Source organism: Pseudoalteromonas sp. SCQQ13, from assembly GCF_015864415.1.
Taxonomy (GTDB): domain Bacteria; phylum Pseudomonadota; class Gammaproteobacteria; order Enterobacterales; family Alteromonadaceae; genus Pseudoalteromonas; species Pseudoalteromonas nigrifaciens.
In genome coordinates, this window is sequence record NZ_JADYXG010000013.1 from 1 (window position 1) to 24,763 (window position 24,763).

At 41.0% G+C, this 24,763-nt stretch carries 22 protein-coding genes; 10 read left to right on the plus strand and 12 right to left on the minus strand.

The features are described 5' to 3' along the window. Positions 1-415: 415 nt before the first annotated feature. From I6F41_RS11545 to cobU, 4 genes are all read left to right on the plus strand, one after another. Positions 416-1,036, plus strand: a complete 621-nt coding sequence (locus tag I6F41_RS11545; RefSeq protein WP_231613526.1) for a histidine phosphatase family protein — start codon at positions 416-418, stop codon at positions 1,034-1,036. 90 nt (positions 1,037-1,126) lie between these two features. After that, a complete protein-coding gene (gene cobT / locus I6F41_RS11550) occupies positions 1,127-2,188 on the plus strand; it encodes a nicotinate-nucleotide--dimethylbenzimidazole phosphoribosyltransferase (RefSeq protein WP_011329622.1) in 1,062 nt (353 codons plus the stop codon). A gap of 1 nt (position 2,189) precedes the next feature. Continuing rightward, positions 2,190-3,014: an adenosylcobinamide-GDP ribazoletransferase gene (locus I6F41_RS11555; protein WP_197108495.1), complete on the plus strand. Its 825-nt coding sequence runs from the start codon at positions 2,190-2,192 to the stop codon at positions 3,012-3,014. Next, a complete protein-coding gene (cobU, locus tag I6F41_RS11560; protein WP_182678602.1) occupies positions 3,011-3,538 on the plus strand; it encodes a bifunctional adenosylcobinamide kinase/adenosylcobinamide-phosphate guanylyltransferase in 528 nt (175 codons plus the stop codon). Before I6F41_RS11555 ends, cobU begins: the two co-directional genes overlap by 4 nt. Positions 3,539-3,625: 87 nt before the next feature. On the opposite strand, the gene I6F41_RS11565 is transcribed toward cobU, so the two are convergent. Next, positions 3,626-4,153, minus strand: coding sequence for a sugar O-acetyltransferase (locus I6F41_RS11565; protein WP_011329619.1), 528 nt, complete (start codon positions 4,151-4,153; stop codon positions 3,626-3,628). 158 nt (positions 4,154-4,311) lie between these two features. On the opposite strand from I6F41_RS11565, the gene I6F41_RS11570 reads away from it, so the two are divergent. From I6F41_RS11570 to I6F41_RS11580, 3 genes are all read left to right on the plus strand, one after another. Next, the gene (locus I6F41_RS11570) at positions 4,312-5,076 is read left to right on the plus strand and encodes a DeoR/GlpR family DNA-binding transcription regulator (protein ID WP_086993160.1); all 765 of its coding nucleotides are present in this window, start codon (positions 4,312-4,314) and stop codon (positions 5,074-5,076) included. 60 nt (positions 5,077-5,136) lie between these two features. Further along, positions 5,137-6,957 carry a glutamine--fructose-6-phosphate transaminase (isomerizing) gene (gene glmS / locus I6F41_RS11575; RefSeq protein ID WP_011329617.1) on the plus strand — a complete coding sequence of 607 codons (1,821 nt, stop codon included), beginning with the start codon at positions 5,137-5,139 and terminating at the stop codon, positions 6,955-6,957. A 149-nt stretch (positions 6,958-7,106) separates the two neighbouring features. Then, on the plus strand, positions 7,107-8,411 hold the full coding sequence (locus I6F41_RS11580) for a DEAD/DEAH box helicase (protein WP_182684134.1): 1,305 nt from the start codon (positions 7,107-7,109) through the stop codon (positions 8,409-8,411). An 83-nt stretch (positions 8,412-8,494) separates the two neighbouring features. Here the strand turns inward: I6F41_RS11580 and I6F41_RS11585 are convergent, their stop codons facing one another. The 5 genes from I6F41_RS11585 to I6F41_RS11605 all read right to left on the minus strand — a co-directional run bounded on the left by I6F41_RS11585 (position 8,495) and on the right by I6F41_RS11605 (position 12,422). After that, positions 8,495-8,740, minus strand: a complete 246-nt coding sequence (locus I6F41_RS11585; RefSeq protein WP_172459242.1) for a DUF3297 family protein — start codon at positions 8,738-8,740, stop codon at positions 8,495-8,497. 157 nt (positions 8,741-8,897) lie between these two features. Then, positions 8,898-11,147 carry a ribonuclease R gene (rnr, locus tag I6F41_RS11590; protein ID WP_197108496.1) on the minus strand — a complete coding sequence of 750 codons (2,250 nt, stop codon included), beginning with the start codon at positions 11,145-11,147 and terminating at the stop codon, positions 8,898-8,900. Between the two features lie 271 nt (positions 11,148-11,418). Beyond that, on the minus strand, positions 11,419-11,628 hold the full coding sequence (locus I6F41_RS11595; RefSeq protein ID WP_011329604.1) for a cold-shock protein: 210 nt from the start codon (positions 11,626-11,628) through the stop codon (positions 11,419-11,421). A 187-nt stretch (positions 11,629-11,815) separates the two neighbouring features. Beyond that, positions 11,816-12,025, minus strand: a complete 210-nt coding sequence (locus I6F41_RS11600; protein ID WP_007377377.1) for a cold-shock protein — start codon at positions 12,023-12,025, stop codon at positions 11,816-11,818. Between the two features lie 187 nt (positions 12,026-12,212). Beyond that, positions 12,213-12,422 carry a cold-shock protein gene (locus I6F41_RS11605; protein WP_011329603.1) on the minus strand — a complete coding sequence of 70 codons (210 nt, stop codon included), beginning with the start codon at positions 12,420-12,422 and terminating at the stop codon, positions 12,213-12,215. Between the two features lie 439 nt (positions 12,423-12,861). Between I6F41_RS11605 and I6F41_RS11610 the strand changes: the two genes are divergently transcribed. The 3 genes from I6F41_RS11610 (at position 12,862) to I6F41_RS11620 (ending at position 17,105) form a co-directional block, all read left to right on the plus strand. After that, on the plus strand, positions 12,862-14,451 hold the full coding sequence (locus I6F41_RS11610; protein WP_197108497.1) for an alkaline phosphatase: 1,590 nt from the start codon (positions 12,862-12,864) through the stop codon (positions 14,449-14,451). 11 nt (positions 14,452-14,462) lie between these two features. After that, the gene (locus I6F41_RS11615) at positions 14,463-16,256 is read left to right on the plus strand and encodes an alkaline phosphatase (protein ID WP_192531615.1); all 1,794 of its coding nucleotides are present in this window, start codon (positions 14,463-14,465) and stop codon (positions 16,254-16,256) included. 135 nt (positions 16,257-16,391) lie between these two features. Then, positions 16,392-17,105, plus strand: coding sequence for a hypothetical protein (locus I6F41_RS11620; RefSeq protein WP_011329600.1), 714 nt, complete (start codon positions 16,392-16,394; stop codon positions 17,103-17,105). On the opposite strand, the gene I6F41_RS11625 is transcribed toward I6F41_RS11620, so the two are convergent. The 6 genes from I6F41_RS11625 to I6F41_RS11650 form a co-directional block, all read right to left on the minus strand. Further along, complete coding sequence (locus tag I6F41_RS11625; RefSeq protein WP_011329599.1) at positions 17,080-18,972, minus strand: monovalent cation:proton antiporter-2 (CPA2) family protein; 1,893 nt, start codon at positions 18,970-18,972, stop codon at positions 17,080-17,082. The genes I6F41_RS11620 and I6F41_RS11625 overlap by 26 nt on opposite strands. Positions 18,973-19,255: 283 nt before the next feature. After that, on the minus strand, positions 19,256-21,787 hold the full coding sequence (locus tag I6F41_RS11630; RefSeq protein ID WP_182684138.1) for a TonB-dependent receptor plug domain-containing protein: 2,532 nt from the start codon (positions 21,785-21,787) through the stop codon (positions 19,256-19,258). Between the two features lie 291 nt (positions 21,788-22,078). Next, positions 22,079-22,936, minus strand: a complete 858-nt coding sequence (locus I6F41_RS11635) for a DUF4198 domain-containing protein (RefSeq protein ID WP_197108498.1) — start codon at positions 22,934-22,936, stop codon at positions 22,079-22,081. Between the two features lie 51 nt (positions 22,937-22,987). Next, positions 22,988-23,497: a DUF2271 domain-containing protein gene (locus I6F41_RS11640; RefSeq protein ID WP_089368903.1), complete on the minus strand. Its 510-nt coding sequence runs from the start codon at positions 23,495-23,497 to the stop codon at positions 22,988-22,990. Continuing rightward, a complete protein-coding gene (locus tag I6F41_RS11645) occupies positions 23,497-24,129 on the minus strand; it encodes a PepSY-associated TM helix domain-containing protein (RefSeq protein WP_011329595.1) in 633 nt (210 codons plus the stop codon). The genes I6F41_RS11640 and I6F41_RS11645 overlap by 1 nt, the downstream gene beginning before the upstream one ends. Positions 24,130-24,256: 127 nt before the next feature. Then, positions 24,257-24,652, minus strand: coding sequence for a YbaN family protein (locus tag I6F41_RS11650; RefSeq protein WP_041454623.1), 396 nt, complete (start codon positions 24,650-24,652; stop codon positions 24,257-24,259). Between the last annotated feature and the right edge of the window lie 111 nt (positions 24,653-24,763).

Below are 24,763 nucleotides of genomic sequence, written 5' to 3' on the forward strand. Positions count from 1 at the left end.
TGTGAAAGTAGGACATTGCCAGGCTCCAAATTGTAGAAAGCCCGACTAGAAATAGTCGGGCTTTTTTACGTCTGCAGGAAAGTGAAGTTCGTACAATTAATGCACACTCACATCCCCTAACACGTAAGTCGGGCGAGCGTAGCGACACCCGACACTCAAATCATAAAAACATCACCACTAGCCAATGAATGTGGTGCATTTGCACTGTGACTCTCCACCGCTGTGGGCACTTACGACATTCTACTGCGTTGTCGCTACGAAGTAGCGCGCCGACTCCAAATCGAGATAGCCCGATTGAAAATAATCGGTTTTTTTACGTCTGCAGAAAAGTAAAATTCAAGTCATTAATAAGTAAAACTCAAAGATAAAAAAATACTATGCTGATAAACTCAAAGTACATTTATTTTAGACTTGTATGAGCATGACAGCATTTTCTAGCCGAGTTTATTTACTGCGACATGGTGAGCTTACGACTAAAGATGTTTTAGCGGGGCATACCGATTTTATATTGAGTAAAAAAGGGTTTGAGCAGTTAAATATCGCCTGTGGCAGGTTAGCAAATATTGATTTAGTTACCTCATCGTCTTTAAAGCGCTGTAGTGAGTTTGCTCGGCAATTTTGTGATTTTAATAAAATACCACTGAATATAACCGACGATATTAAAGAGTTTAACTTTGGTGATTGGGATGGCCAAAGCTATGATGAACTGTGGCAGCATACTAAAACACCGACAATTGGTGACTTTTGGCAAAGCCCTTGGCTCGTGACGCCACCTAACGGTGAAAGCATGGCTCATTTTTATCAGCGCATAACAACGTGGTGGCAGCAATTATTAGTTAATACTATTTGCCAAGGTGCTCGCTCACAACTTGTAATTACGCATGCAGGAGTAATAAAGCAATTACTCGCTATTATTTGTCAGGTGCCAAAACAGTTAAATTATCAAAATATATTTACTGTGGGTTATGGCAAGGTTATTTGTATCGATATATTTTTTGATGAAAATGGCCAAGCTTGGCCTAAAATTATTTTTTAAAAACGCCTGATCCTCTTTTATCACAACGATATCAGTTGTGGGATTTAGCAGTTATCTTTTTACTTTTTTGAAAACGTGAGTTGCTACACAATGTTTAAAATAGCCCCTTTGAATAATCAATTTGACCACCTTATTCACAATAAAATAAATAATAAAACCAAACCCTTAGGGGCACTAGGTCAGCTTGAACTGATTGCATTACAGTTAGTAAAAATACTATCTCAAACGATAAAGAGTGACGTTGAATTTACTGCATTTAAAGCTGAGATTTGTAACCCTACTTTAGTTGTTTTTGCTGGAGATCATGGGATTGCAGCGCAAGGAGTATCAATTGCACCGAGTGAAGTAACTGCACAAATGGTCGCTAACTTTGTCGCTGGCGGCGCTGCTATAAATATATTTTGTCAGCAACTTGGCTGGCAACTTGAGGTTGTTGATTGCGGTATATTAGAAAAAAGCCCTGCTAGCAAGGTACATGATTGCCGACTTGGTAATATAACCGCCCCGCTTAACTTACACATGGCCATGAGCACTGCGCAAGTAAAGCAAGGGTTTAGTAATGCTAAGTCACTGGTTTTACAGCTTAAACAACAAGGCTGTAATACATTGGCTATGGGGGAGATGGGAATTGGCAATACCACGAGTGCCGCAGCTATTATGGCAGCAATATTAAATTTACCTGTGACGCAATGTGTGGGTAGAGGCACTGGCGTGAGTGACGAATTAATTGCGCGTAAAATCAATGTTGTTGAGCAAGCATTACAACTGCATAAAGCACACTTGGCTGATCCAATAGCGCTGCTTGCTGCAGTGGGTGGCTTTGAAATTGTGCATATTACCGGTGCAATGCTAGCGGCGGCAGAGCAAGGTATGGCCGTTATTGTTGATGGCTTTATTTGTAGTGCTGCGGCTATGGTTGCGATTAAAATTAACCCTATAGTAAAAGAGTATTTAATTTTTGCTCATTGTTCTAATGAACAAGGCCATCAACAAATGTTAAGCAAGCTTGAAGTTAAACCCTTGCTACAATTAGATTTACGCTTAGGTGAAGGCACTGGCGCAGCATTGAGCTTACCTTTGCTACAAGCCGCTCTTGGCTTTTATAACCACATGGCAAGCTTTGCAGATGCCGGTGTTGAGCAGGTTGTATAATATGAGTGACAGTTCACTTTTAGATACCCCAAATAATAAATTACAAACCAAGGTCACGCAGTGGCAGTTAGTATTATTGGCGATTAGCTTTTTAACCCGCATTCCGGTTGCTTTGCGTTTTAATGTTACTAATACTCACCTTAATCAAGCCAGTCGCTATTTTGCATTAGTAGGTTTGTTACTTGGTGGGTTGTTGGCACTTAGTTACTGTGTTTTTCAGCTGTTGTTACCGCCGTCTTTAAGTGTGTTATTAATGATGGCTTTTGGCTTGCTATTAACTGGCGCGTTTCATGAAGATGGCTGGGCTGATGTGTGGGATGGCTTTGGCGGCGGTTGGCAGGTAGAGCAAAAATTAACTATCATGAAAGATAGCCGTTTGGGTACTTATGGAGCTGCGGCATTATTTATAATATTACTGATTAAGTTTCAGAGTCTAGTATTACTTAGTACTTCGCTCACAGCCATTATAACTGCGATATTGCTGGGTCAGTGTTTAAGTCGGGTAATAGCAACCAGTTTAATTGTGAGCATGGATTACGTGAGTGAGGATGCCACCTCAAAAGTTAAGCCTATCGCTATGCATTTGTCGTTTAACAGCTTAGCTATTTTAACGCTCACTGCAGTAATTTTATTACTGAGTTTAATTTTCTTAAATATTATTGTATGGCAAACAGCGGTGATTATTATTGCCGTGTTGCTCATTTTACGCAGTGTATTAGTACGCTGGTTTAAGCGCCAGCTAGGTGGTTATACTGGAGATTGTTTAGGCGCGGCGCAGCAGTTATCTGAGGTGATTATTTACTTAACCTTAGTGGGCTTATTATGAGCAACAACCATGCACTTATTTTAGGTGGTGCCCGCAGTGGTAAAAGTCGTTTTGCAGAACAGTTAGCGATTAAGAGTAATAAATCGGTGATTTATCTGGCCACTGCACAGCCTAATGACGATGAAATGCAAGTACGTATAACGCGCCATCAAAAAGACCGCCCAGCAAACTGGCAATTAGTTGAAGAGCCCATAGCGCTTGCCAAACTACTTAAAGCCCATAGTAAAGCTGATAACTGTATATTGGTAGATTGTTTAACGCTATGGCTTACAAACTGTTTATGCCATAGCGACAAGCATTGCTGGCAAACGCAAAAAGCTGAGTTATTAGCTCAACTTAAAAGCTTACCAGGGCAAGTTATTTTTGTAAGTAACGAAGTGGGGCACGGTATAGTTCCGCTTGGCGAATTAAGCCGTACATTTGTAGACGAATCTGGCTGGTTACACCAAGCATTAGCTGCGCAGGTTTCCCAAGTTGAGTTTATTATGGCGGGTTTAGCGCTTACATTAAAAAATAAACAATAAACCCCTCCCTTAGAAACACACTGCTTAGTTATATATTGTACAACCTGCAGAGTAGGCTTTGTAGGTTGTTTTTAACGAATTACTGCTTCAAATATCTTTAACTTTAACCGCAGGATTTCCAACCACCACGGTGTTGGCTGCCACATTTTTTGTTACTATCGAGCCCGCTCCAATAACGGCGTTATCGCCAATAGTTATTCCAGCTAAAATGATTACGCCTGCACCAACCCATACATTATTACCTATACTAATTGGCTGGCTAAAGTTTTCTTTACTTAATCTTTGCTGCGGATCTAGCGCGTGAGATACAGCTAGCAATTGTACATTAGGGCCTATTAAACAGTCGTTACCAATACTAATGGCCGACTCAGGTAGCGGAGAATCTAAAATGGTGCAGTTAATATTTATAAAGGTACGATCACCAATAATAAGTGTACTACCATAATCGCAGTGAAACCCTGCTTCAATAATTACCTCTTCACCGCAATCAAAAAATAAGCTTTTAATACGCTTTAAATTGCCCTTACTGGGGCTTTTATTAAATAAACGGCAGATATCGCCGGCGAGCTTACGCTGAGTTAAATATTCTTTACTGATACTATTAAATAATTGCATATACTTTACTTTATTCGGCTATTACCCCTAGCTTACCGTATTTTAAGTTTTATTATAATTTGATTAAATTGCTTTATTTTTGCTCGTTCACTTGCCATTTAACTAGTTTCGTTTAAAATTGCGCATCTTTCGAAACGAAACTTAATTGCATATCACTTATGACCAAACGAAACACCCAGCAACGACGTCACAATATATTGGCTCAGGTTAATGAGCTTGGTGAAGTGGTCGTGGAAAAATTAGCTGAGCAGTTTCAAACCTCAGAAGTGACCATTCGAAAAGATTTAACTGCGCTTGAAAAAAGTGGCCTGTTACTGCGCCGTTATGGTGGAGCTATTGCATTACCAAAAGAGATAGTAAGCGATGAGATTGATTCTAAGCGTAAAGTGGCTATAGCCAAGGCTGCAGCCGCACTGATAAAAGATCATAACCGCATTATTATTGATAGCGGGCGCACTACAGCAGCAATGATCCCAGAGCTTGCAAGTAAACAAGGCCTAGTTGTAATGACGAATGCTATTAAAGTTGCTAATCGCTTGCTAGCGCTCGAAAACGAGCCAACATTATTGATGACCGGTGGGACATGGGATCCGCATTCAGAATCGTTTCAGGGGCAAGTTGCAGAAAGCGTACTATGCTCTTACGACTTTGATCAGCTATTTATTGGTGCCGATGGCATAGACGTAAAGCGCGGTACTACTACCTTTAACGAACTAGTTGGCTTAAGCCAAGTAATGGCAAAAGCAGCACGTGAAGTTATAGTGATGGTTGAATCAGATAAAATTGGCCGAAAAATCCCAAATTTAGAATTACCGTGGCAAATAGTAACCACCTTAATAACCGACAATGGCTTAGCAGACGATAAACGCAAAGCAATTGAGGCATGTGGTGTAAAACTAATTTGTGCAGAGATTATGGAATAGCCCGTTAACTTGAATTCAGGTTATAAGCGGGCAAATATTTAAAAAATTAATGGAGACACTATGTGTGGAATAGTTGGGGCAGTTGCAGAACGTCCAGTAAATAAAATTTTAGTTGAAGGCCTTAAACGCCTTGAGTACCGTGGTTACGATTCAGCAGGCGTAGCACTGCTTGATGGCAACACCCTTAAAACTGTAAAAGCAGTTGGTAAAGTAGTAAACCTAGAATCAGCACTTGAGCAATCAGGTGTTAGCGGCCATACAGGTATTGCACACACTCGCTGGGCTACTCACGGTAGTGTAACTGAAGCCAATGCACATCCACATGTTTCAAGCGGCCAGCTAGCACTAGTACACAATGGCATCATCGAAAATCACGTAAGCTTGCGCGCCGCATTAAAAGGCGACGGTTACGAATTTTTATCAGACACTGACACCGAAGTTATGGTGCACTTAATTCACCAACTTCGTCAGCAACACAAAACCTTACTCGCATCAGTACAAGCTGCCGTTAAGCAATTTGAAGGTGCATTTGGTACAGTTGTATTTGATAAAGACAACAGCAACGAAATTATTGTAGCGCGCTCAGGCAGCCCACTTGTTATAGGTTTAGGGCTTGGCGAAAACTTTATTGCCTCTGATCAATTGGCACTACTACCGGTTACTCGCAGCTTTATATTTTTAGAAGAAGGCGACGTAGCACGTATTACACGTGACACAGTAGAAATTTTTGATGCCGATGGCAACGCTGTAGAGCGTGAAGTGGTTGAATCAAACATCACTCAAGATGCATCAGGCAAAGGCGATTACCGCCATTACATGCTAAAAGAAATTTACGAGCAGCCACTTGCTGTACGTAATACCCTTGAAGGGCGTTTAAACAACGACCGAGTAGCAATTGACGCTTTTGGCGACAGTGCACAACAAATATTTAAAGATGTAAAACACGTACAAATTATTGCCTGTGGTACGTCTTACCATTCGGGTATGGTTGCACGTTACTGGCTTGAGCAATTTGCAGGCGTAAGCTGTAATGTAGAAATTGCCTCAGAATTTCGCTACCGCCAGTCGTTTGTACACGAAAAAAGCCTACTAGTAACTATTTCACAATCAGGCGAAACAGCCGATACACTTGCTGCACTGCGTTTAGCAAAGCAACAAGGTTACATGGCGTCAATGACCATTTGTAACGTACCTGGCTCATCACTTGTACGCGAATCAGACCTTGCCTTTATGACCAAAGCCGGCGCCGAAATTGGCGTAGCATCTACTAAAGCGTTTACTACGCAATTAGTTGGTTTGTTAATGCTTACTGCGTCTATAGCGCAAGAAAAAGGCCTTGATCAAAGCGCAATTGTTAATGCAATTAAAGTACTACCTGCAAAATTAGAAGAAACTTTACAGCTTGCAGATAGCATTGCCGAGTTAGCAGAAGAGTTTGCCGACAAGCAACATTCACTATTTTTAGGTCGTGGTTCGCAATACCCAATTGCAATGGAAGGCGCGCTTAAGCTTAAAGAAATTTCGTACATTCACGCAGAAGCCTACGCTGCAGGCGAGCTTAAACATGGTCCACTAGCACTAATTGACGCCGACATGCCGATTATTGTTGTAGCACCTAATAACGAACTGCTAGAAAAACTTAAATCAAACGTAGAAGAAGTACGTGCTCGTGGTGGTATTATTTACGTATTCGCAGATAAAGATTCTCACTTTGAATCTGACAACACCATGCGTGTTATCAACGTAAATCACACTGACGATATTATTGCGCCAATTGTTTACACCTTACCATTACAGCTACTGTCGTACTACGTAGCGGTAATTAAAGGCACAGACGTTGACCAACCACGTAACTTAGCTAAATCTGTTACTGTTGAATAACAAGAAGTTAGTGTTATAAGATAAAAAAGACGCGAAAGCGTCTTTTTTTTGCCAGTAACTAAATGCGATTTAAATCACTAACCCCTACTTAATAAGCGTTAAATACGCTAAAATTGCAGGCTAATTTTTAGCAATGAGCCCACACCTTTATGACCTCAGCCACAAGCCCTAGCACTTTTAACGAACTTGGCCTTATTCCAGAGCTATTAGCTCGTTTAACCGACTTGGAATATACCCAACCTACTCCAATTCAAGCTAAGGCTATACCTAGTGTGCTTGCAGGCAGTGACTTAATTGCTGGGGCAAATACAGGCTCAGGTAAAACAGCAACGTTTGCGCTGCCAATACTACAAAAAATGTTCCTTGAACAAGGTAGTAAAAGCGCAGCCAGCAAAGGTAACTTTGTAACGGGGCTTATTTTAGTACCTACTCGTGAGCTTGCTACTCAAGTAGCCGATAGCGTTAAATCGTATTCTGCTAACTTTAATGGCGCAATTAAAACGATTGCTGTGTTTGGTGGTGTATCGGTTAATACACAAATGCAGGCACTTCGTGGTGGCGCTGATATTATAGTGGCAACACCAGGGCGCTTACTCGATTTAATCTCAAGCAATGCTATTAAGCTCGATAAACTAAATACACTCGTGCTTGATGAAGCCGACCGTATGCTAAGCCTTGGCTTTACCGAAGAGCTTGCTGAGTTATTAGCGTTAATGCCTGCTAAAAAACAAACTATGTTATTTTCAGCAACTTTCCCAGAGCAAGTTAAGCTATTAACACAAGATTTATTAAACGACCCTGTTGAAATACAAGTTCAAAGCAAAGACGAAAGCACTTTAGTACAGCGTGTATTTAGCGTTAATAAAGGCGAGAAAACCACTGTTTTAGCGCATTTAATTAAAACCCATAAATGGCGCCAAGCACTGATTTTTGTTAATGCTAAAAAAGATTGTGAACACTTAGCGCAAAAGCTTGAAAAGCGCGGTGTTAATGCACAAGTTTTTCATGGCGATAAAGGTCAAAGTGAACGTACCCGCGTAATAGAAAAGTTTAAAGCAGGCGAAATTGAAGTGCTAATAGCAACTGATATTGCAGCACGTGGTTTAGATATTGAAAAGCTGCCAGTGGTTATTAACTTTAATCTACCACGCAGCCCTGCTGATTATATGCACCGTATTGGCCGCAGCGGCCGTGCAGGTGAAGTGGGTTTAGCGCTTTCATTAGTTGATTATGAAGATTTACATCACTTTAAAATAATTGAGAAGAAAAACAAACTACGTCTTGAGCGCGAGCAAGTGGCAGGCTTTGCAGTGAACCAAGCGAATGTTGATGCCGCACAGGCGCTTAAAAACGAAAAGCCAATGGCAAAACCCGAAGGCACGGGCAAGAAAAAGAACAAAAAAGCAGATCTTGAAGACGATGTTTGGGCTGGTTGGCGAGGTAAATCTAAGTAACCGGAGTTCAAGTTAAGTAATTAGAATAAACATTGATCTAAAAAGCCGACGTTACGTCGGCTTCTTTGTGCTGCATCAGTATTTTATTTATAAAATACGTCTACAGTACCTTTTACTTTTATAAGTAATGGTTGGCCACGACGATCTAGCGCTTTAGGTGCGGCAACTTTGATCCAGCTTTCGCTGATGCAGTATTCTTCAACGTCAAAACGCTCTTTGCCGTTCAGAGTTACACCAATTTCATGTTCGAATACTTCTTCTACATAAAACTTGCTGCGTGGATTAATCGAAAGTTGGTCTGGTAACTCTGGTTTATTTGTATCAGTCATAATTGTGATCTGCATTGAATAGATAGTGCGCTATTGTAGGCAATACAGGTGTTATGCTCAAGCACGACAACAATAAATGCTAATAAAGTTAGCTATTAAATTTCACAGTTAAGCGCGGCGGTTTAAATTAATAACTAACAGTGCAGCTTGTCTGCAATTAATGAAACGTTAAACTAGCCAGTGAAAAGCTCATTTTACGTTGGCGTAAGTCAATACTTTTTAAGGTCACATTCACACGCTCACCAATAGTAAATTTTTGTTTGCTGTTGCTCCACTGTTGTTTGGCAGCATTAAATACAAACTCACCTTGGCTGAAGCTACTCACCGCTACTAAACCCTCAACGCCTGTGCAGTCTAGCTCAACAAAAAAGCCAGCGCTTGATACACCACTAATAGTGGCGGTAAATGTATCGCCAAGGTATTTTTCCATATAGCTACATTTTAAGGCGCTTTCTACTTCACGGCTAATATCGTTGGCTTTGCGCGATTGTGCTGAGCAATGCAAGCTTAATGTTTCTATACTTTCAAGGTTATAAGGGTATGCCTTTTTAGCTAACTTGCTAACGTTAGACGCTTTATTAGCAAACACATTTAAGAAGCTTATCGCCCGCTGTAAACCATTTTGCTGCTTAGCCTGAATTTTGGCGCGAATTGCACGATGGGTTACTAAATCTGCATAGCGACGAATTGGCGAGGTAAAGTGAGCGTAAGCATCGTATGCTAGGCCAAAGTGACCTTGGTTATTAGCCGAGTATTCGGCTTGCGATTGTGAGCGCAGTAATAAAGTACGGATCACGCTGGCATCGCTGCGCTGACTAATGTTATTTAGTAGTTTATTGTAATCGGCTGGCGTTGGCTTATCACCGCCGCCAAGCTGCAGTCTTTTTTCGGCCAGTAGCGCCCGTAGCGTTTGTAGCTTTTTCTGTTGTGGCCCTGCATGTACTCTAAATAATCCGGGGATTTGGTGTTTATCTAAAAACTGTGCGGTACACACGTTAGCGCACAGCATAAATTCTTCAATCATGCGGTGTGCGTCATTGCGCTCTATTGGCTCAATACTGGTAATTTTTTGATTTTTATTCAGATTAAGCTTGAGCTCTTGCGTATCAAAGTCAATAGCGCCGCGAAGTTTGCGCGCTGCGCTTAAATCTAAATAAAGATAATGCAAATTTTTAATCAGTGGCGACACATCAGCATTCAATTCGGCTAATTGTTTAGCTGAGCTAGAACTAGGTTTAGCGATGACAGCATGTGCTTGTGTGTAGGTTAGCCTTGCATGTGAGTGGATCAGCCCCTCTGTAAAATTAGCTTGAGTCACTTGACCATCTTGGCTAATGGTCATATCACACACTAATACTAGGCGATCTTCATGTGGGTTTAACGAGCACAGGCCATTTGATAATGCTTCTGGCAGCATAGGAACAACTTGTCCCGGGCAATAAATAGAGGTGGCACGTTGCTGCGCTTCTATATCTAACACATCATTGGGTTTTACATAATGCGACACATCGGCAATAGCGACCAGTAAACGCCAGTTTCCTTGCTCTGTTCTTTCGCAGTATACGGCGTCGTCAAAATCTTTTGCGTCTTCGCCATCAATAGTAACAAACGGAAACAAGCGGTAATCTACACGCGCTAATTTATCTTGCTCGGTTACTTCATTACCAAGTGAACTTGCTTGTGCTAGTAAATCCTTGCTCCAGCTATCTGCAACACCATGACGACGCAGCGCAAGCTTTGTTTCCATACCTGCAGAGTGAGGCAGACCAAGTACTTCGGTTATTTGCACTTGAGTTGCATGGCGAAAAGTAGGGTACTGGGTAATTTTAGTGTTTACATACTGGCCCACACTGGTGTTTGCTAATTGGCACTGCGCTACTTGCACTTTTTGTGGGCATTTTGTGTTATCGGCTACTAGCACGTAGTCTGTGCCTTGGCGCTTTAATATACCGGCTAAATGGGTGGTTTTATGCTCAATAATTTTTATTAATTTATTGTTTGAGCGTTTATGACTAGCGGCTTCTTGTAGTATTTGCACTATATCGCCTTCAAATACGTGAGCTAACTGGTTCTTAGCGATAAATAAATCTTTTTCGCTGGCGCTATAATTAACGAAACCAAAGCCATCTGCATGTAGGGTAATTACACCACTCACAAGTAAGGCTTGATCAATAACTTGGTAACCTTTGTGTTGGCTAAACATAAGTTGGCCATCGCGTTCCATGGCGCGTAAACGCCTTCTGAGGGCTTCTTTTTGCTCAGCATTTTTTAGCTCTAAGGCATGCGCGATTTGTTCACGGTTAAGGTTTTTTTTCATTTTGCCAAAAAGGCTTAAAATAAATTCACGACCCGGGATCGGGTTGTCATAAATTGGTGATGATAATGGTGCGGTTGGGTTCAAATTCATAAAACTCTCTTAAATTCGCCCAGCGCTTTTACTGTGTATCTACAAACTAGGAATATAAAAGACTTAAGATTGATAAAGATAAGGTGGAATAAAGCATAAGGCGAGACTGACTCGAACAGTGAGTCGAAAATAAATTAAGCTGCATAGTACATACTCAATTTTAAATGTTTAGTAATACCAATTACTTAATGTAAGTGGTAAAAAATTAGCTCACAGACAAATTAATTATATGTGAGCTGTTAATACACTAAAGCGTATTATTTAACAGTGTTTATATACAAACAATGTTTTCGGCTTGTGGGCCTTTTTGACCTTGAGTAACAGTAAACTGTACACGTTGGCCTTCAGCTAAAGTTTTGAAACCGTCGCTAACAATAGCACTAAAGTGTGCAAACACGTCTGCGCCAGATTCTTGCTCGATAAAGCCAAAACCTTTTGCTTCGTTAAACCATTTTACTGAACCAGTAGTTGTATTAGACATAATATGTATCCTAAAAAATTAATATAAGTGTGCCTGAAAAGAGGCGATTGAGCCGGAAAAAATAGTTAACTTGAGGATAACGCGTAGGATTATTACTAAAACAACTCGGTACTAACAAATAAAACAGAACTTCTTTCAAACTAGTATTCTAAATGGGTTATTGCTAACCCATTAAATTGTTATGCAATTAGATGCAAACAATGTTTTCGGCTTGTGGGCCTTTTTGACCTTGAGTAACAGTAAACTGTACACGTTGGCCTTCAGCTAAAGTTTTGAAACCGTCGCCTGAAATTGCACTGAAATGTGCAAACACGTCTGCGCCAGATTCTTGCTCGATAAAGCCAAAACCTTTTGCTTCGTTAAACCATTTTACTGAACCAGTAGTTGTATTAGACATAATATGTATCCTAAAAAATTAATATAAGTGTGCCTGAAAAGAGGCGATTGAGCCGGGAAAAATAGTTAACTTGAGGATAACGCGTAGGATTATTGCTAAAACAACTCGGTACTAACAAATAAAACAGAACTTCTTTCAAACTAGTATTCTAAATGGGTTATTGCTAACCCATTAAATTGTTATGCAATTAGATGCAAACAATGTTTTCGGCTTGTGGGCCTTTTTGACCTTGAGTAACAGTAAACTGTACACGTTGGCCTTCAGCTAAAGTTTTGAAACCGTCGCCAGAGATTGCACTGAAATGTGCAAACACGTCTGCGCCAGATTCTTGCTCGATAAAGCCAAAACCTTTTGCTTCGTTAAAAAATTTTACTGTACCAGTTGTAGTATTAGACATAATAGTATCCTAAGAATTAATAAAAGTGTGCCTTAAAATAGGCAATTTAACAGGGAGAAAACAAGCATATAACTGAGGATAACGCGCAGGATTATTACTAATAACAACGTGGTACTTACAAATAAGCTGGGTTTTCAATCAACCCGATGCAGGCATGTTAGAGTAAGTTAAAACATGTAGCAAGCTTTATATAATTAAAAGTTATATAAAACGGCATGATTATTTTATATCCTTTTGTAAATTAAGGGTTTTATTTTTTCACTTTGTTTTGTGTTTTTAATGCGTTTTGATTTTATAGTAGTTACATTCATAAATTTAGTCATTTAACTTTCATAAAAATTACCTTTATTAGTCATATCTATTTTTTATAGTGCAGCGGTTGATCTTTTTGTGGTCACACATTTTTTAAAAAATAATCACTAAATAATGGGAATTATGGATGAAAATTAAAAAAGTTGCTGCGGCAATAGCGCTAACATTTGCGTTTAACGCAGCTAGTTATGCCAATGTATTACCGCAAAGCCAAAAAGACAGCAGTTGGTATAGTGCTGCGCAAACAAAATTAACAACAAAAACTACCCAAGCGCAGAGTGTTAAAGCCACCAAAGCTAAAAACGTAATTTTATTTGTTGGTGATGGTATGGGGGTATCAACGCTAACCGCCGCACGTATTTTACAAGGACAACGCAATAACCAATCGGGGGAAGAGGGTTACTTAAGCTTTGAGACATTTCCGTATTCCGCACAAGTTAAAACCTATAACGTAGATGCACAAACTCCCGATTCTGCGGGCACTATGACCGCGATGATCTCGGGTGTAAAAACCGATGTTGGCGTAATAGGTGTTGACGAAAATATAGAGCGTGGGGTGTGTTCAACAGTTGCGGGCAACGAGTTACTAACAGCAACAGAGCTGGCAGAAATTAAAGGCCTAGCAACTGGGGTTATTTCAACAGCGCGAATTACCCATGCAACGCCTGCAGCAACGTATGCTAAATCGGCCGATCGTAACTGGGAAGACATTTCAGACATGCCAGAGGATGCAATTGCAGCTGGCTGTGAAGATATTGCCTCGCAACTAATTAACTTTGAAAAAAACCTAGAGGCGCGTTTTGTTGGTACTGATATAGATGGCCTTGATGTTGTTATGGGCGGCGGACGTCGGCACTTTTTACCCAAAAACGTAGCAGCTAATTCAACAGACGCAGTAAGCGCAATAGAAGGGGATCGTACCGATAATCGTAATTTGATTAGTGAATGGCAAGCGCAATACCCTACTGCAACGTATGTTATGGACCAAACCGGCTTTGATAATATTGCCGATGACGCTACTAAAGTATTTGGCTTATTTAACGAATCCCACATGCAATACGAAGCAGACCGCGCAAACGATATTGCTGGCGAGCCTTCACTTACCGATATGACTACTAAAGCAATTGAAGTGCTGGGCAAAAACGACAAAGGCTTTTTCTTAACCGTTGAATCGGGTCGTATTGATCACGCGCACCATGCGGGCAATGCCTATAATGCACTTAACGACACAATAGAGTTGGCCAAAGCGGTACAAGCTGCGGTTGATAACACCAATCCAGAAGAAACCCTCATTTTAGTCACTGCCGATCACAGTCATGTATTTACTATTGCGGGCTATCCCAAACGCGGCAACCCTATTTTAGGTCAAGTTGTGGCCGTGGGCGAAACAGCCCCCAGCCTAGCTGCCGATAACAAGCCCTATACCACAGTTGGTTACGCCAATGGTTTAGGGTTTAGAAACTTAGGTGATGAAACAGATGCCGATGCAAGCTATGCAAGTGCTGCTGTGGCAGGGCGCGTTGAGTTACAAGGGATTGATACAACAACCCCTGGTTTTCATCAAGAAACAACAGTGCCATTGGCCTCGGAAACACACGCAGGTGAAGACATTTCATTGCATGCAACAGGCCCCGGTGCTCAGCTTGCACAAGGCGTAATTGAGCAAAATGTAGTGTTTCATATAATTAATCAAGCTCTTGAACTAACTCAGCAATAATGGCGGCTAACATGAAAAAATTAACGGTACTTTCTTTAGCAGTAACTCTTGCACTAACGGGTTGCTCAAGTGACAGCGATAAAAACCAAAATAGTATATTAACTGTCAATAACGTAATTGCTGTCGGGTCTGAGCAATGTGTTAACGGCGGAGTAACAACACAAACAGGCGAAGATACCAACGGTAATGGAATATTAGAAAGCAGTGAGGCTACATCAAGTAACTTAGTATGTAATGCACCAGCTACGTCGCTTAGCAGCGAGCAGTTAGCATCGCTTACTAGTAATGCTTGGTTTAGCGATGCACAAACCAAGTTAGCAACCACAAAAACAGCAAATGCGAGCATAGTGACTGAGTCAGGCAAGGCTAAAAATGTTATTTTATTTGTTGGCGATGGTATGGGAATTTCGACAATAACTGCAGCGCGTATTTTAGCCGGGCAGTTAGAAGGTGAAATGGGTGAGGAGCATCAATTAAGCTTTGAAACTATGCCGTATTCAGGTTTTGTAAAAACCTATAACGTAGATGCACAAACGCCCGATTCGGCCGGCACTATGACCGCAATGGCCTCAGGGGTTAAAACCGATGTGGGTGTTATTGGTATTGATGAAGCGGTTGAGCGTGGTAATTGTGTGTCGGGCAAAGGACATGAGCTAGTTACCTCACTAGAGCTTGCTGAAATTGCGGGTAAAGCGACCGGTATTATTTCAACTGCCCGCATTACTCATGCAACACCTGCGGCTATGTACGCAAAATCGGCCGATCGTAACTGGGAAGATATTTCTGATATGCCCGCGAGCGAGTCAGCTAATTGTGAAGATATTGCATCGCAACTGGTTAACTTTGAGGCCAACCTAAAAGCGCGCTTTAATGGTGTTGATGTAGATGGCATTGATGTTGTTATGGGTGGCGGGCGTCGTCATTTTTTACCAAAAGATGCTGCGTTTAATTCAGCCGATGCAGTAAGTGCAGTTGAAGGGGATCGTACTGATAATCGTAATTTAATTAGTGAATGGAAAACGCAATATCCAAATGGTACTTACGTAATGGATCAAACCGGTTTTGATGCAATTAGCGATGATGCTACTAAAGTATTTGGGCTGTTTAACGAATCTCACATGCAGTACGAAGCAGACCGCGCAAATGATATTGCTGGCGAGCCTTCGCTTTCGCAAATGACCGAAAAAGCCATAAATGTACTGGGCAAAAACGACAAAGGGTTTTTCTTAACCGTTGAGTCGGGTCGTATTGATCACGCGCACCATGCGGGTAATGCATATAACGCTTTAAACGACACCATTGAATTGGCAAAAGCAGTTAAAGTTGCGGTTGATAACACCAATCCAGAGGAAACGCTTATTGTTGTAACAGCCGATCACAGCCATGTATTTACCATTGCGGGTTACCCTAAACGCGGTAATCCTATTTTAGGTAAAGTGGTGGGCGTAGGCGAAACAACGCCAAGCCTAGCGGCCGATGATATGCCATATACAACGCTAGGTTATACCAATGGTGGTGGTTTTAGAAACCTCGGTAGCGAAACAGATGCTGACGTAGGTTATAACTTTGCACCAGTAACAGGGCGGGTTGATTTAACCAATGTTGATACTACTACCCCTGGTTTTCATCAAGAAGCGCTGGTACCAATGAGCTCAGAAACACACGCAGGTGAAGATGTTGGCGTATATGCTATAGGCCCTGGTGCGCACTTAGTGACAGGCACTAATGAGCAAAGCTTTTTATTTCATGTAATGGACTTTGCCGCAGATTTAGTTAAAACAGCAAACGACAAAGTGGCGCAGTAGTAAGTTTATAAATTGTGTGTGCAAAACAACTCGTACTCTGTGCGGGTTGTTTTTATATTATATTTTGTCATAAAACAGCCATTATTTTTAGCTATGTTAAAAGCATAAGTTAGAGCCATTTAAAAAGAGTACCCAATGAAAAAAGCATTATTAATGATGACCGTATTATTCAGTAGCAGCGCTTTTTCCCAGCAATGCAATGTTAACCCAGCGCTATTAAAAGCAACTTACACTGTAACCAACAATAAAAATAACGAGCCAACAACTCAAGCGCTAACCCTGTGGCGAAACCAGCAACAAGTAGCGCATCAAAACGAAATAACGACCGAACTGTGGCAGCATTTAACTAATAAGCAAATACGGCCAATTCGTTACTTTAATGCTCAGCAGCGGGGTATTGAATACCAACCGTCAGAAGTACGTGGAGTACAAAACTGGAGTGCAAAAAACCAGCTGGTGGATGCGCATTTAATAGCAAAAATGACGTTAGTAAATACTCAGGGTACAGGTTGTGATGAAGTAAAAAACTATGTGTTAAACGAAGCTGAAACTGAGTATAAGCTGGCTTTATTTACACAGTCAAAGTTGGTTAAAACATTTAGTGTCAGCAGTAAAAAAGGCCAAGTAAGCACCTTACTCAGCCTTAATAATGTAAGCAGTAACGAGCAAGCGATAGTTGCTCAGTTTGCTAAATGGGATAACTTTCAAACTACTGACTATGCCGATATAGGCGACAACGAAAACGATCCCTTTTTAGCTAAAATGATTAACCTTGGTTTTATTGAGCATAGCGCCACTGGCTTTTATAACCAGCAGGGGCAAGCTATCCAAGGTGAGCATTATCATTAGATTTTTTGGGCTTGGCAGCGTCCTCTGTTAAGCCCGCAATATAGTCGTTGTCGTCGCAGGTATTTAAATCTTCTTGTGCTTGTTTGTCTTGTTGTAGTACTTGTTTTAAATCTTCCATACGCTGGCGTACAGCTACACCGTAGCTAATATCGTCGCCCCATAATTTTGCTAACTGTAATACACTGGCGCGGTCGTGATCTCTAAATAGCTTACCAGCTCGCTCGGCATCGGGTTTATTGTTACCTAATAACTCGAGCGCTTTAACTGCAAGGCTGATGGCAGAATCAACAGTTTCACGATTAAAGGCATCTACTTTTAAACTAAGTAATTGATAAGCGTGACGACGGTCGATAGCACGTGCAACAATTTTTAACTGCGGGTAGTTTTTTTGCGCAAGCTTAATAATTTCTAATGTTTTATCGGGGTTATCTATAGCCACTACCAGCATTTGTGCTGTTTTTGCACCTGCGGCTTCAAGTAGCTCCTGACGCCCAGCATCACCATAAAATACCGTTTTACCAAAGCGGCGTAATAATTCAATTTGCGTAGGGCTATGATCAAGTACTGTTATTTCGTAACCCTGGGCATGCAGTAAACGCCCCATTACTTGGCCAAAGCGACCGTAGCCCGCAATAATGACATGTTTAGCGCTGCTAATATGCTCGGGTTTATCAAATTCAGGCTTTACGCTGCTATCGCGTTTTTGCAGTTGCTCGTAAAACATTAATAATAAAGGGGCTATTAACATAGAAATAGCCACCACTAAGGTTGTTAATGCGGTTTGTTCGGGCGTTAAAATGCTTAGCGTACTAGTTACACTTAATAATACAAAAGCAAATTCGCCTCCTTGTGCCAAAGCCAGTGTAAATAATAGTTGCTGCTTTTTATTTATTTTAAAGGTAAAAGCCAGCGCAAATAAAATACAGGCTTTAATTACTATCAATAAAACAACTAAGCTAATCACAGTGCTAAATTGATTAAAAAACAGTTCAAAGTTAATCGACGCGCCCACAGTAATAAAAAACAGCCCTAATAGCAGACCTTTAAAAGGCTCTATGTCGGCCTCTAACTCGTGCCTAAATTCACTTTCGGCAAGTACTACGCCAGCTAAAAAGGTACCCAGCGCAGGTGATAAGCCAATACTTTGCATAACCAATGCAATGGCAACCACTAAAAAAAGCGCAAAAATGGTAAATATTTCACGTATATGTGTTTGCGCTATATATCTAAAAATGGGGGCCGATATATATTTACCGCAAGCAATAATGGCGGCAATAACAGCAATCGATGCACCTACTTGTTGCCAAACCGGCCAGTTGGCAATAATTGAATCACTAACCTCGGCGTTGCCACTCAGTGGTGCAAATGCGAGTAAGGGTAATAACGCTAAAATAGGAATAATAGCGATATCTTGAAATAGCAGTACAGAAAAAGCATTTTGCCCAGCTTCTTGTTTTAGCCAGCCTTTTTCTTCTAGGCTTTGCAGTACAATAGCGGTAGAGGAAAGCGCCAGCATTAAACCAATGGCAAGGGCTGTTTGCCAATGCATGGCAAACAGCCAATAACAAGATGCAAAAATAACGGCTGCGGTTAACACTACTTGTAAACCACCTAACCCTAAAATTGAGTGGCGTAATGTCCATAAACGTGAAGGTTGCAGCTCTAAACCAACTAAAAATAGCATCATTACTACGCCAAATTCGGCAAAGTGCATTACATCGGTTTGATCGCCAACCATAGCTAAGGCATAAGGGCCAATAAGTATGCCTGCGATTAAATAACCCAGCACCGATCCGAGTCCTACTCGTTTGGCAATAGGCACAGCTACAATTGCTGCCGCTAAGTAAATTAAAGCTATTTCTAACACGTGTTTTTCCTAGGTGAGTTTTTAAACCCAAGTGGTTTGCGTATAAATAGAATGACTGACACGCTTATAAAATACAATAATTTAAGTGGCTAAAAATGCTGTTTTTTTTAAAATTTTACAGCCTTCAAAGTATTATTAACGCTGACATACCCTAGCTCTGCTTTAATCATAATGAGATTTTTTTCAGGATTAACGCGAATGTTACTTAGATCAATCGTTAAGCAGCAAAAAAAGGATGCGTAATGCATCCTTTATAACTTTCAACTTTTAGCTAGCACTTTTATTAAAAGCGGTAAGTAATATTACCGTATAAAAAGCGGCCATCTAAACTGTATGGCACGTAGGGGGTGTACGGGAATATTTGACCAAAGTTAGAGTAACCAATGTTATCTACAGTTGCTTGTGGGTACTGATCAAACAGGTTGTTAGCGCCTACGGCAAATTTCCATTCATCGTTAGGGCTATAAGCCACTTCAAGATCGGTTATCCATTTTGCATCTAGGTATTCATCTCGGTCGCTGCTTGTAGAAATATCAGCAACTTCGCCATAACGCGTGGCACGCAGTGTAGTTTGCCATTCGTTAAAACTCCAAACAGCCGATAAGTTTAGTTTGCTATCTGGTGTGCCTTCTTCAAAACGGCCCACTTCACGCCGAGCAAATACAACATAGTCATCACCTAACGAATTGAGTTCTTCAGGGTTGTCGTCTATATGGGTGACTTTAGTGTCGTTAAAGTTAACCGCTGCGTTTAAGCGTACGTCGCCTAGGTTATCTAGTTCCAGTAAATAAGTTGCAACTATGTCTACACCTTGCGTACGTGAGTCTATTGCATTGGTAAAGTAGCGTACGCTTTCGGTGTTTAGCTCACCAGCGTTTGCTAAAATTTGCGCAACTGCTGCACCGGCTAGGTTTTCAGAGAGTACAATCCGGTCATCAATATCAATACGATATGCATCAACCGTTAGGCTAAAATTACCTTGAGTGTAGACAAAGCCAGCGGTTAAGTTTACAGAGTCTTCAGCGTCTAGTTTTTTAGCGCCTAATGCTTGTGCTGCTGGAGAGTCACTTGGAAATAAACCTACTTCAAACGCTTGGTTGTTTTCAAGTATGGTTGATATTTGACGATACGAGCTTTGTGCTAGCGATGGCGCGCGAAAGCCGGTACTTGCTGCACCACGTAACGATAAGTTATCGGTAATACTGTAACGCGTTGCTATTTTTGAGGTGAATGTGTCGCCAAAGTCGCTGTAATCTTCATAACGGCTGGCTAAAACCACATTCCACTTTTCTGTTAGGTAGGTATCAAATTCAACAAAAAGTGCTACGTTGTGGCGGCTTTCGTCGGTAACACTTTGCGGACCAAAACCAGATAGTACCTGTGCACCACCTGCTGCAATTGGGTTGCCGTTACTATCAAGCGCGGTAATATAAGAAGCTTCTTCGCCTTGTTCTATTTTGTAGCTTTCGTGGCGGTATTCAGCACCTATAGTAAAAAATACGTCATCTGGTAAACCTAAATCAAATGCTGTGCTGGCATCTCCATTAACAATAAATTGGTCATAAACCAATGCGCCGTTATCAAATTCGGTTTGGCTGGTGGCACCTAAAGATGTATTTAAGCTATTTACTACGCCTAATGCAAAGTCGTTGCGGCCGTAGTTGGTACTTACATCCCATGTCCAGTCGCCTGTTTCACCTTGTAAACCAAGAGCGAGAGAGTAATCTTCTACGTCGGTTTCAATTTGTGGCAAAAAGCCATTAGGGTAAACGTCTAAAATGTTATTTTTATCTACAGCTCGGCGATAAAATCCGCCTGAGTTGCCTTCACGCTTAGAGTAGCTACCAAAAGAGTATAAGTTTAAGCCGTTATCAAAGTCGTAGCCCATGTTGTAAAACAGTGCATAGTCTTCAAGCTCTGCTTTACCAAAGCGGTGATTGTAACGATCGATAGTGAACTCGCGTGGATCTAGGCTACCATCATCAAGGCGGCTATATTGCTCCCGAGGGTCAAAACCAGAGCGCTGGGTAGAGTCGTTATCACGATATTCAATAGACACGTTTACAAAACCGTTATCAGCTAACGAAAAACCAGAATTAGCACTAATAGTACGCGTTGCGCCATCGCTCATTTTACGATCGTCGCCAGTATTAAATGCTAAGTTGCCGTTTGCATCTGCGTACACGCTTTCAAGCTGAGGTACTCCAGCCATTTGAGTATCATATTGTCCGTAAGTTACGCTTACACTGCCGCCCTGCGCTGCATCTTTAAGAATTATATTAATAACCCCTGCAATAGCATCTGAGCCGTATTGCGCTGCGGCACCGTCGCGTAATACTTCTACGCGCTTAATTGCCGATGTTGGGATCATATTTAAATCAACAGCTGTTGAACCACGCCCAACTACGCCAGCTAAGTTTAATAGCGCACCTGAATGACGACGCTTACCATTAATAAGCACTAGGGTGTGATCGGGGGCTAAACCACGCAAAACTGCAGGTTTAGCATGGTCTGTACCATCGCCCATTGTTGCGCTTGGGTAGTTAAAGCTTGGCACTTGGTTTGCAAGTACTTGGCTGATTTCAAGCTGGCCTGTACTGGCCATATCGCGACTGGTAATAATATCAACAGGTACTGAACTTTCAGCAATACTGCGTAAGCTGCGACGAGTACCCGTTACCGAAATTACTTCGATATTTTCTTGTGCTTGACTATCTGGCTCTGCGGCTACAGCTACTGAATAAGGCGTGCTCAATGCAGTAGTAACGGCCAAGCTAAGTGCTAATTTTTTCGCTGAAAAGCGCTGTATGGTCATGTGATCCCCCAAGGGCTGCTATTGTTGAGTCTAAAAGCGCCGCATCTTAAAGAAGCTAATAGGATAGTGCAAAGATCAAAACAAACTAAGTTATGCAAATAGCTAAGGCTGGTGTTTACTTTGCGCTGAACGTACTAATTTAAATAGGTGTGCTTGTGTTGAGTAGTTGCAACCACAGGGTGAATTGAGGTGTTTTTTAATACAATTAATTTAGTAAATGTAAATAAAAAAGGCCAAGTAAATTACTTGGCCTCTTTATTGTTTTTAATGTTTTAATTCAAGAGTTAAGTATTACTCTGGCGCAACGTCTAATGTAGTAAATAACGAGTAACGCACGTTATCTATGCCTTTTTCAGACGACTCTTCGCTCACGCTTGCTTCAATTAAGTATAAACCCGGGTGCTGCCACGTTGTGCTAAAAAAGCCGTTTTTGTCAGTGGTTACTTTAACTTCGCCACGTTCGTTACGGTAGCGTGTATCACCTTTTAATATTGCCAGCTCAACGTTTGCTGCCGGCTTACCAGCTTTGAGCAACTGAAAACGCGCTTGTTCACCAACAAATAAATCGTTAGGGTGAGTTGGGCCGCTAATCTCTAAACCTTTACCAAGTAGTGCAGGCTTAGATGTGCCGTTACGACTTACAAACGTATCAACGGTAGAAAATGCTTTGGTTGTTTTAATATCTGTAGCGTCTGCTGGAATATCTTTACTGTTTTTGCCACCAAAAACACGACGACGCTCACCTTTTGCATCTTTATAAAAGGTCATTAAACGTGGTTCACGTTTCATTGCAATATGGTAAGTCCCTTCGTTGGTTAATTTAACTGCCGCAGAGTTTTTACGCTGTAAAAAGTAAGCGCGAATATTATCGCTAATAGGTTTGCCGTCAGGGCCGATAGCCATCAGTAAATTGTCGTCGTATTGTGCGTCTTTCTCAGTTGGGCGGTATGCTTTGTCGGGAGCAAAAATCTCATTAGAAATACTCGCGTCAATCATTACATAATGCGCTTTATCGCCAGATAAAGAAGTATGCGATGGTACTAACCATTGTGCATGGGCGTTAGCATAGCTTGATGCAAGTGCAGTGACTGTAAGTGCAGTGACTGTAAGTGCGCCAATTAATGCACTTTTAAGTAAATTGATTTTCATAATCGTTCCTTTTTAAATGGTTTTAGCGGATGCTTTATTTGCTGCTATGTATTACTTGGCAATAATAGTGACGAAGCTTTGTGAAAATTCATTGGTACCATCAATCGTGATTTTACCCTCTTGTGTTAGGTCTATTTCGACACGGCTGTAATCTCGGCCGCCTTCTTCGCGTACCACTTCAATATTAAGTAAGTATTTACCCGGTTTTACTGGGTTACCGTCTAAATCATTGCCCTGCCAATTAATGGTGTAAGATCCAGCTCGTTTGGTTGCGCCGCTTATGCCATCGAAGTTAAGGTTACTTTTACCGGCTTTACGCCACCATTGGCGTAAGTCTTTAAACCATTCGGCTTTTTGTACCCAAAGTGCCAGCGTAGTAACGTGTTTGCGCTCGCTTGTTTCTAGCCAAACTGCAACATAAGGGCGGTGATACGGTTGTACGTCTAATTCGGGTAGGTTTAATTCAATTTCTAATTGTGCAGTTTGTGCATGCGCAGTCGCTTGAAAAAACGTCGCAACTAGCAGTAATGCTGCGCTTATAAACACTTTAAATTTAATCATTAATACACTCCTTTTAATTGTGGAACCCAACATAAATAAATAACGACAGGCGTTGCTATGCCTAACACCGTTATCCATATTCCTGCTAAGCGTTTTTTTCTGTTTTGAAATAAAATAATCATGCCGGTAATAGCAAATAAGATCATTAATACAGCTGAGATATCTATTACCCAACTCCATGCTTCGCCACTATGTCGGCCTTTATGTAGATCGCCAATTAGGCTTAAAAAACCACCTGTTTGGTAATCAAGGTTTAGTGTGCCACTTATAAAGTCGAGCTCGGCGTAGGCAAACCCCGCGGGTAATGGGTAGTCGAGCATTACCAGTGCGTCCTCTTTTTCCCATTCAATGCTTTTTACGTTAGTGAGCGCATATTGCTTGGCTAAGTAAGCTTCTATTTCGGGGTAGAGTGTAGGTAAGGTACTTAACTGCGCATTTGCTTTGGCAGCCAATGCACTTGGAATTGGAGTTGATATTTGGCCATTATTTTTATCATTTTTAAGCCAGTCAACATGGTTAAGTACTATGCCGCTAACACAAAATAAAATAAGCAAAAAAAATAGCGCTGTAGAAATATAAATGTGTAAAGCCCGGCTGGTGCTATATAAAGCTCGTTTGTTAATAAACGCCATAATAACTGTAAACTAATTAATATTTACCACATGATAATGATTTGTATTAGCTATTACAAATATACTTACTAAACTTTACATTAAGTTTTTATAAACAGCGGGTATTTACGTTGTTAAAGCGGGATATTCAACTTTTTGGTATGGAAGAGGGTCTTAAAATTAAATAAATCATTACAGCCACTTCAATTATGGCAACTAAAAAAATAACCCAAACAGCAGGAGATGAAGCCAGTAAAAATATAAAACCAACCAGCATACCCAAAGCGGCGCAATATTTGGCTTTAACAGGCACTACTTTATGTGCTTGCCACTGGTGCAGGGTAGTGCCGTATCGTGGATGATTTAAAAGCCAATGCTCAAGTGCAGGCGATGAGCGAGTAAAGCAGGCCAGAGCTAAAATAAAAAAGATGGTGGTGGGCATAACCGGTAGTACTATACCTATAATTCCAAGTACAACTAGCATTAAGCCAAGTACTTTAAACCATACCTTTTTGTAATATATATAGGTTGTTTTTATATTCACTTAGGTTAGTTTTATTAAATTATAGTTAGTTTGATTATAGAGTAATTAATGCCGTAATTTAAGCGCAATTGCAGTTACTTAATACGTGGACATAAAGGAATAAGTAAAATT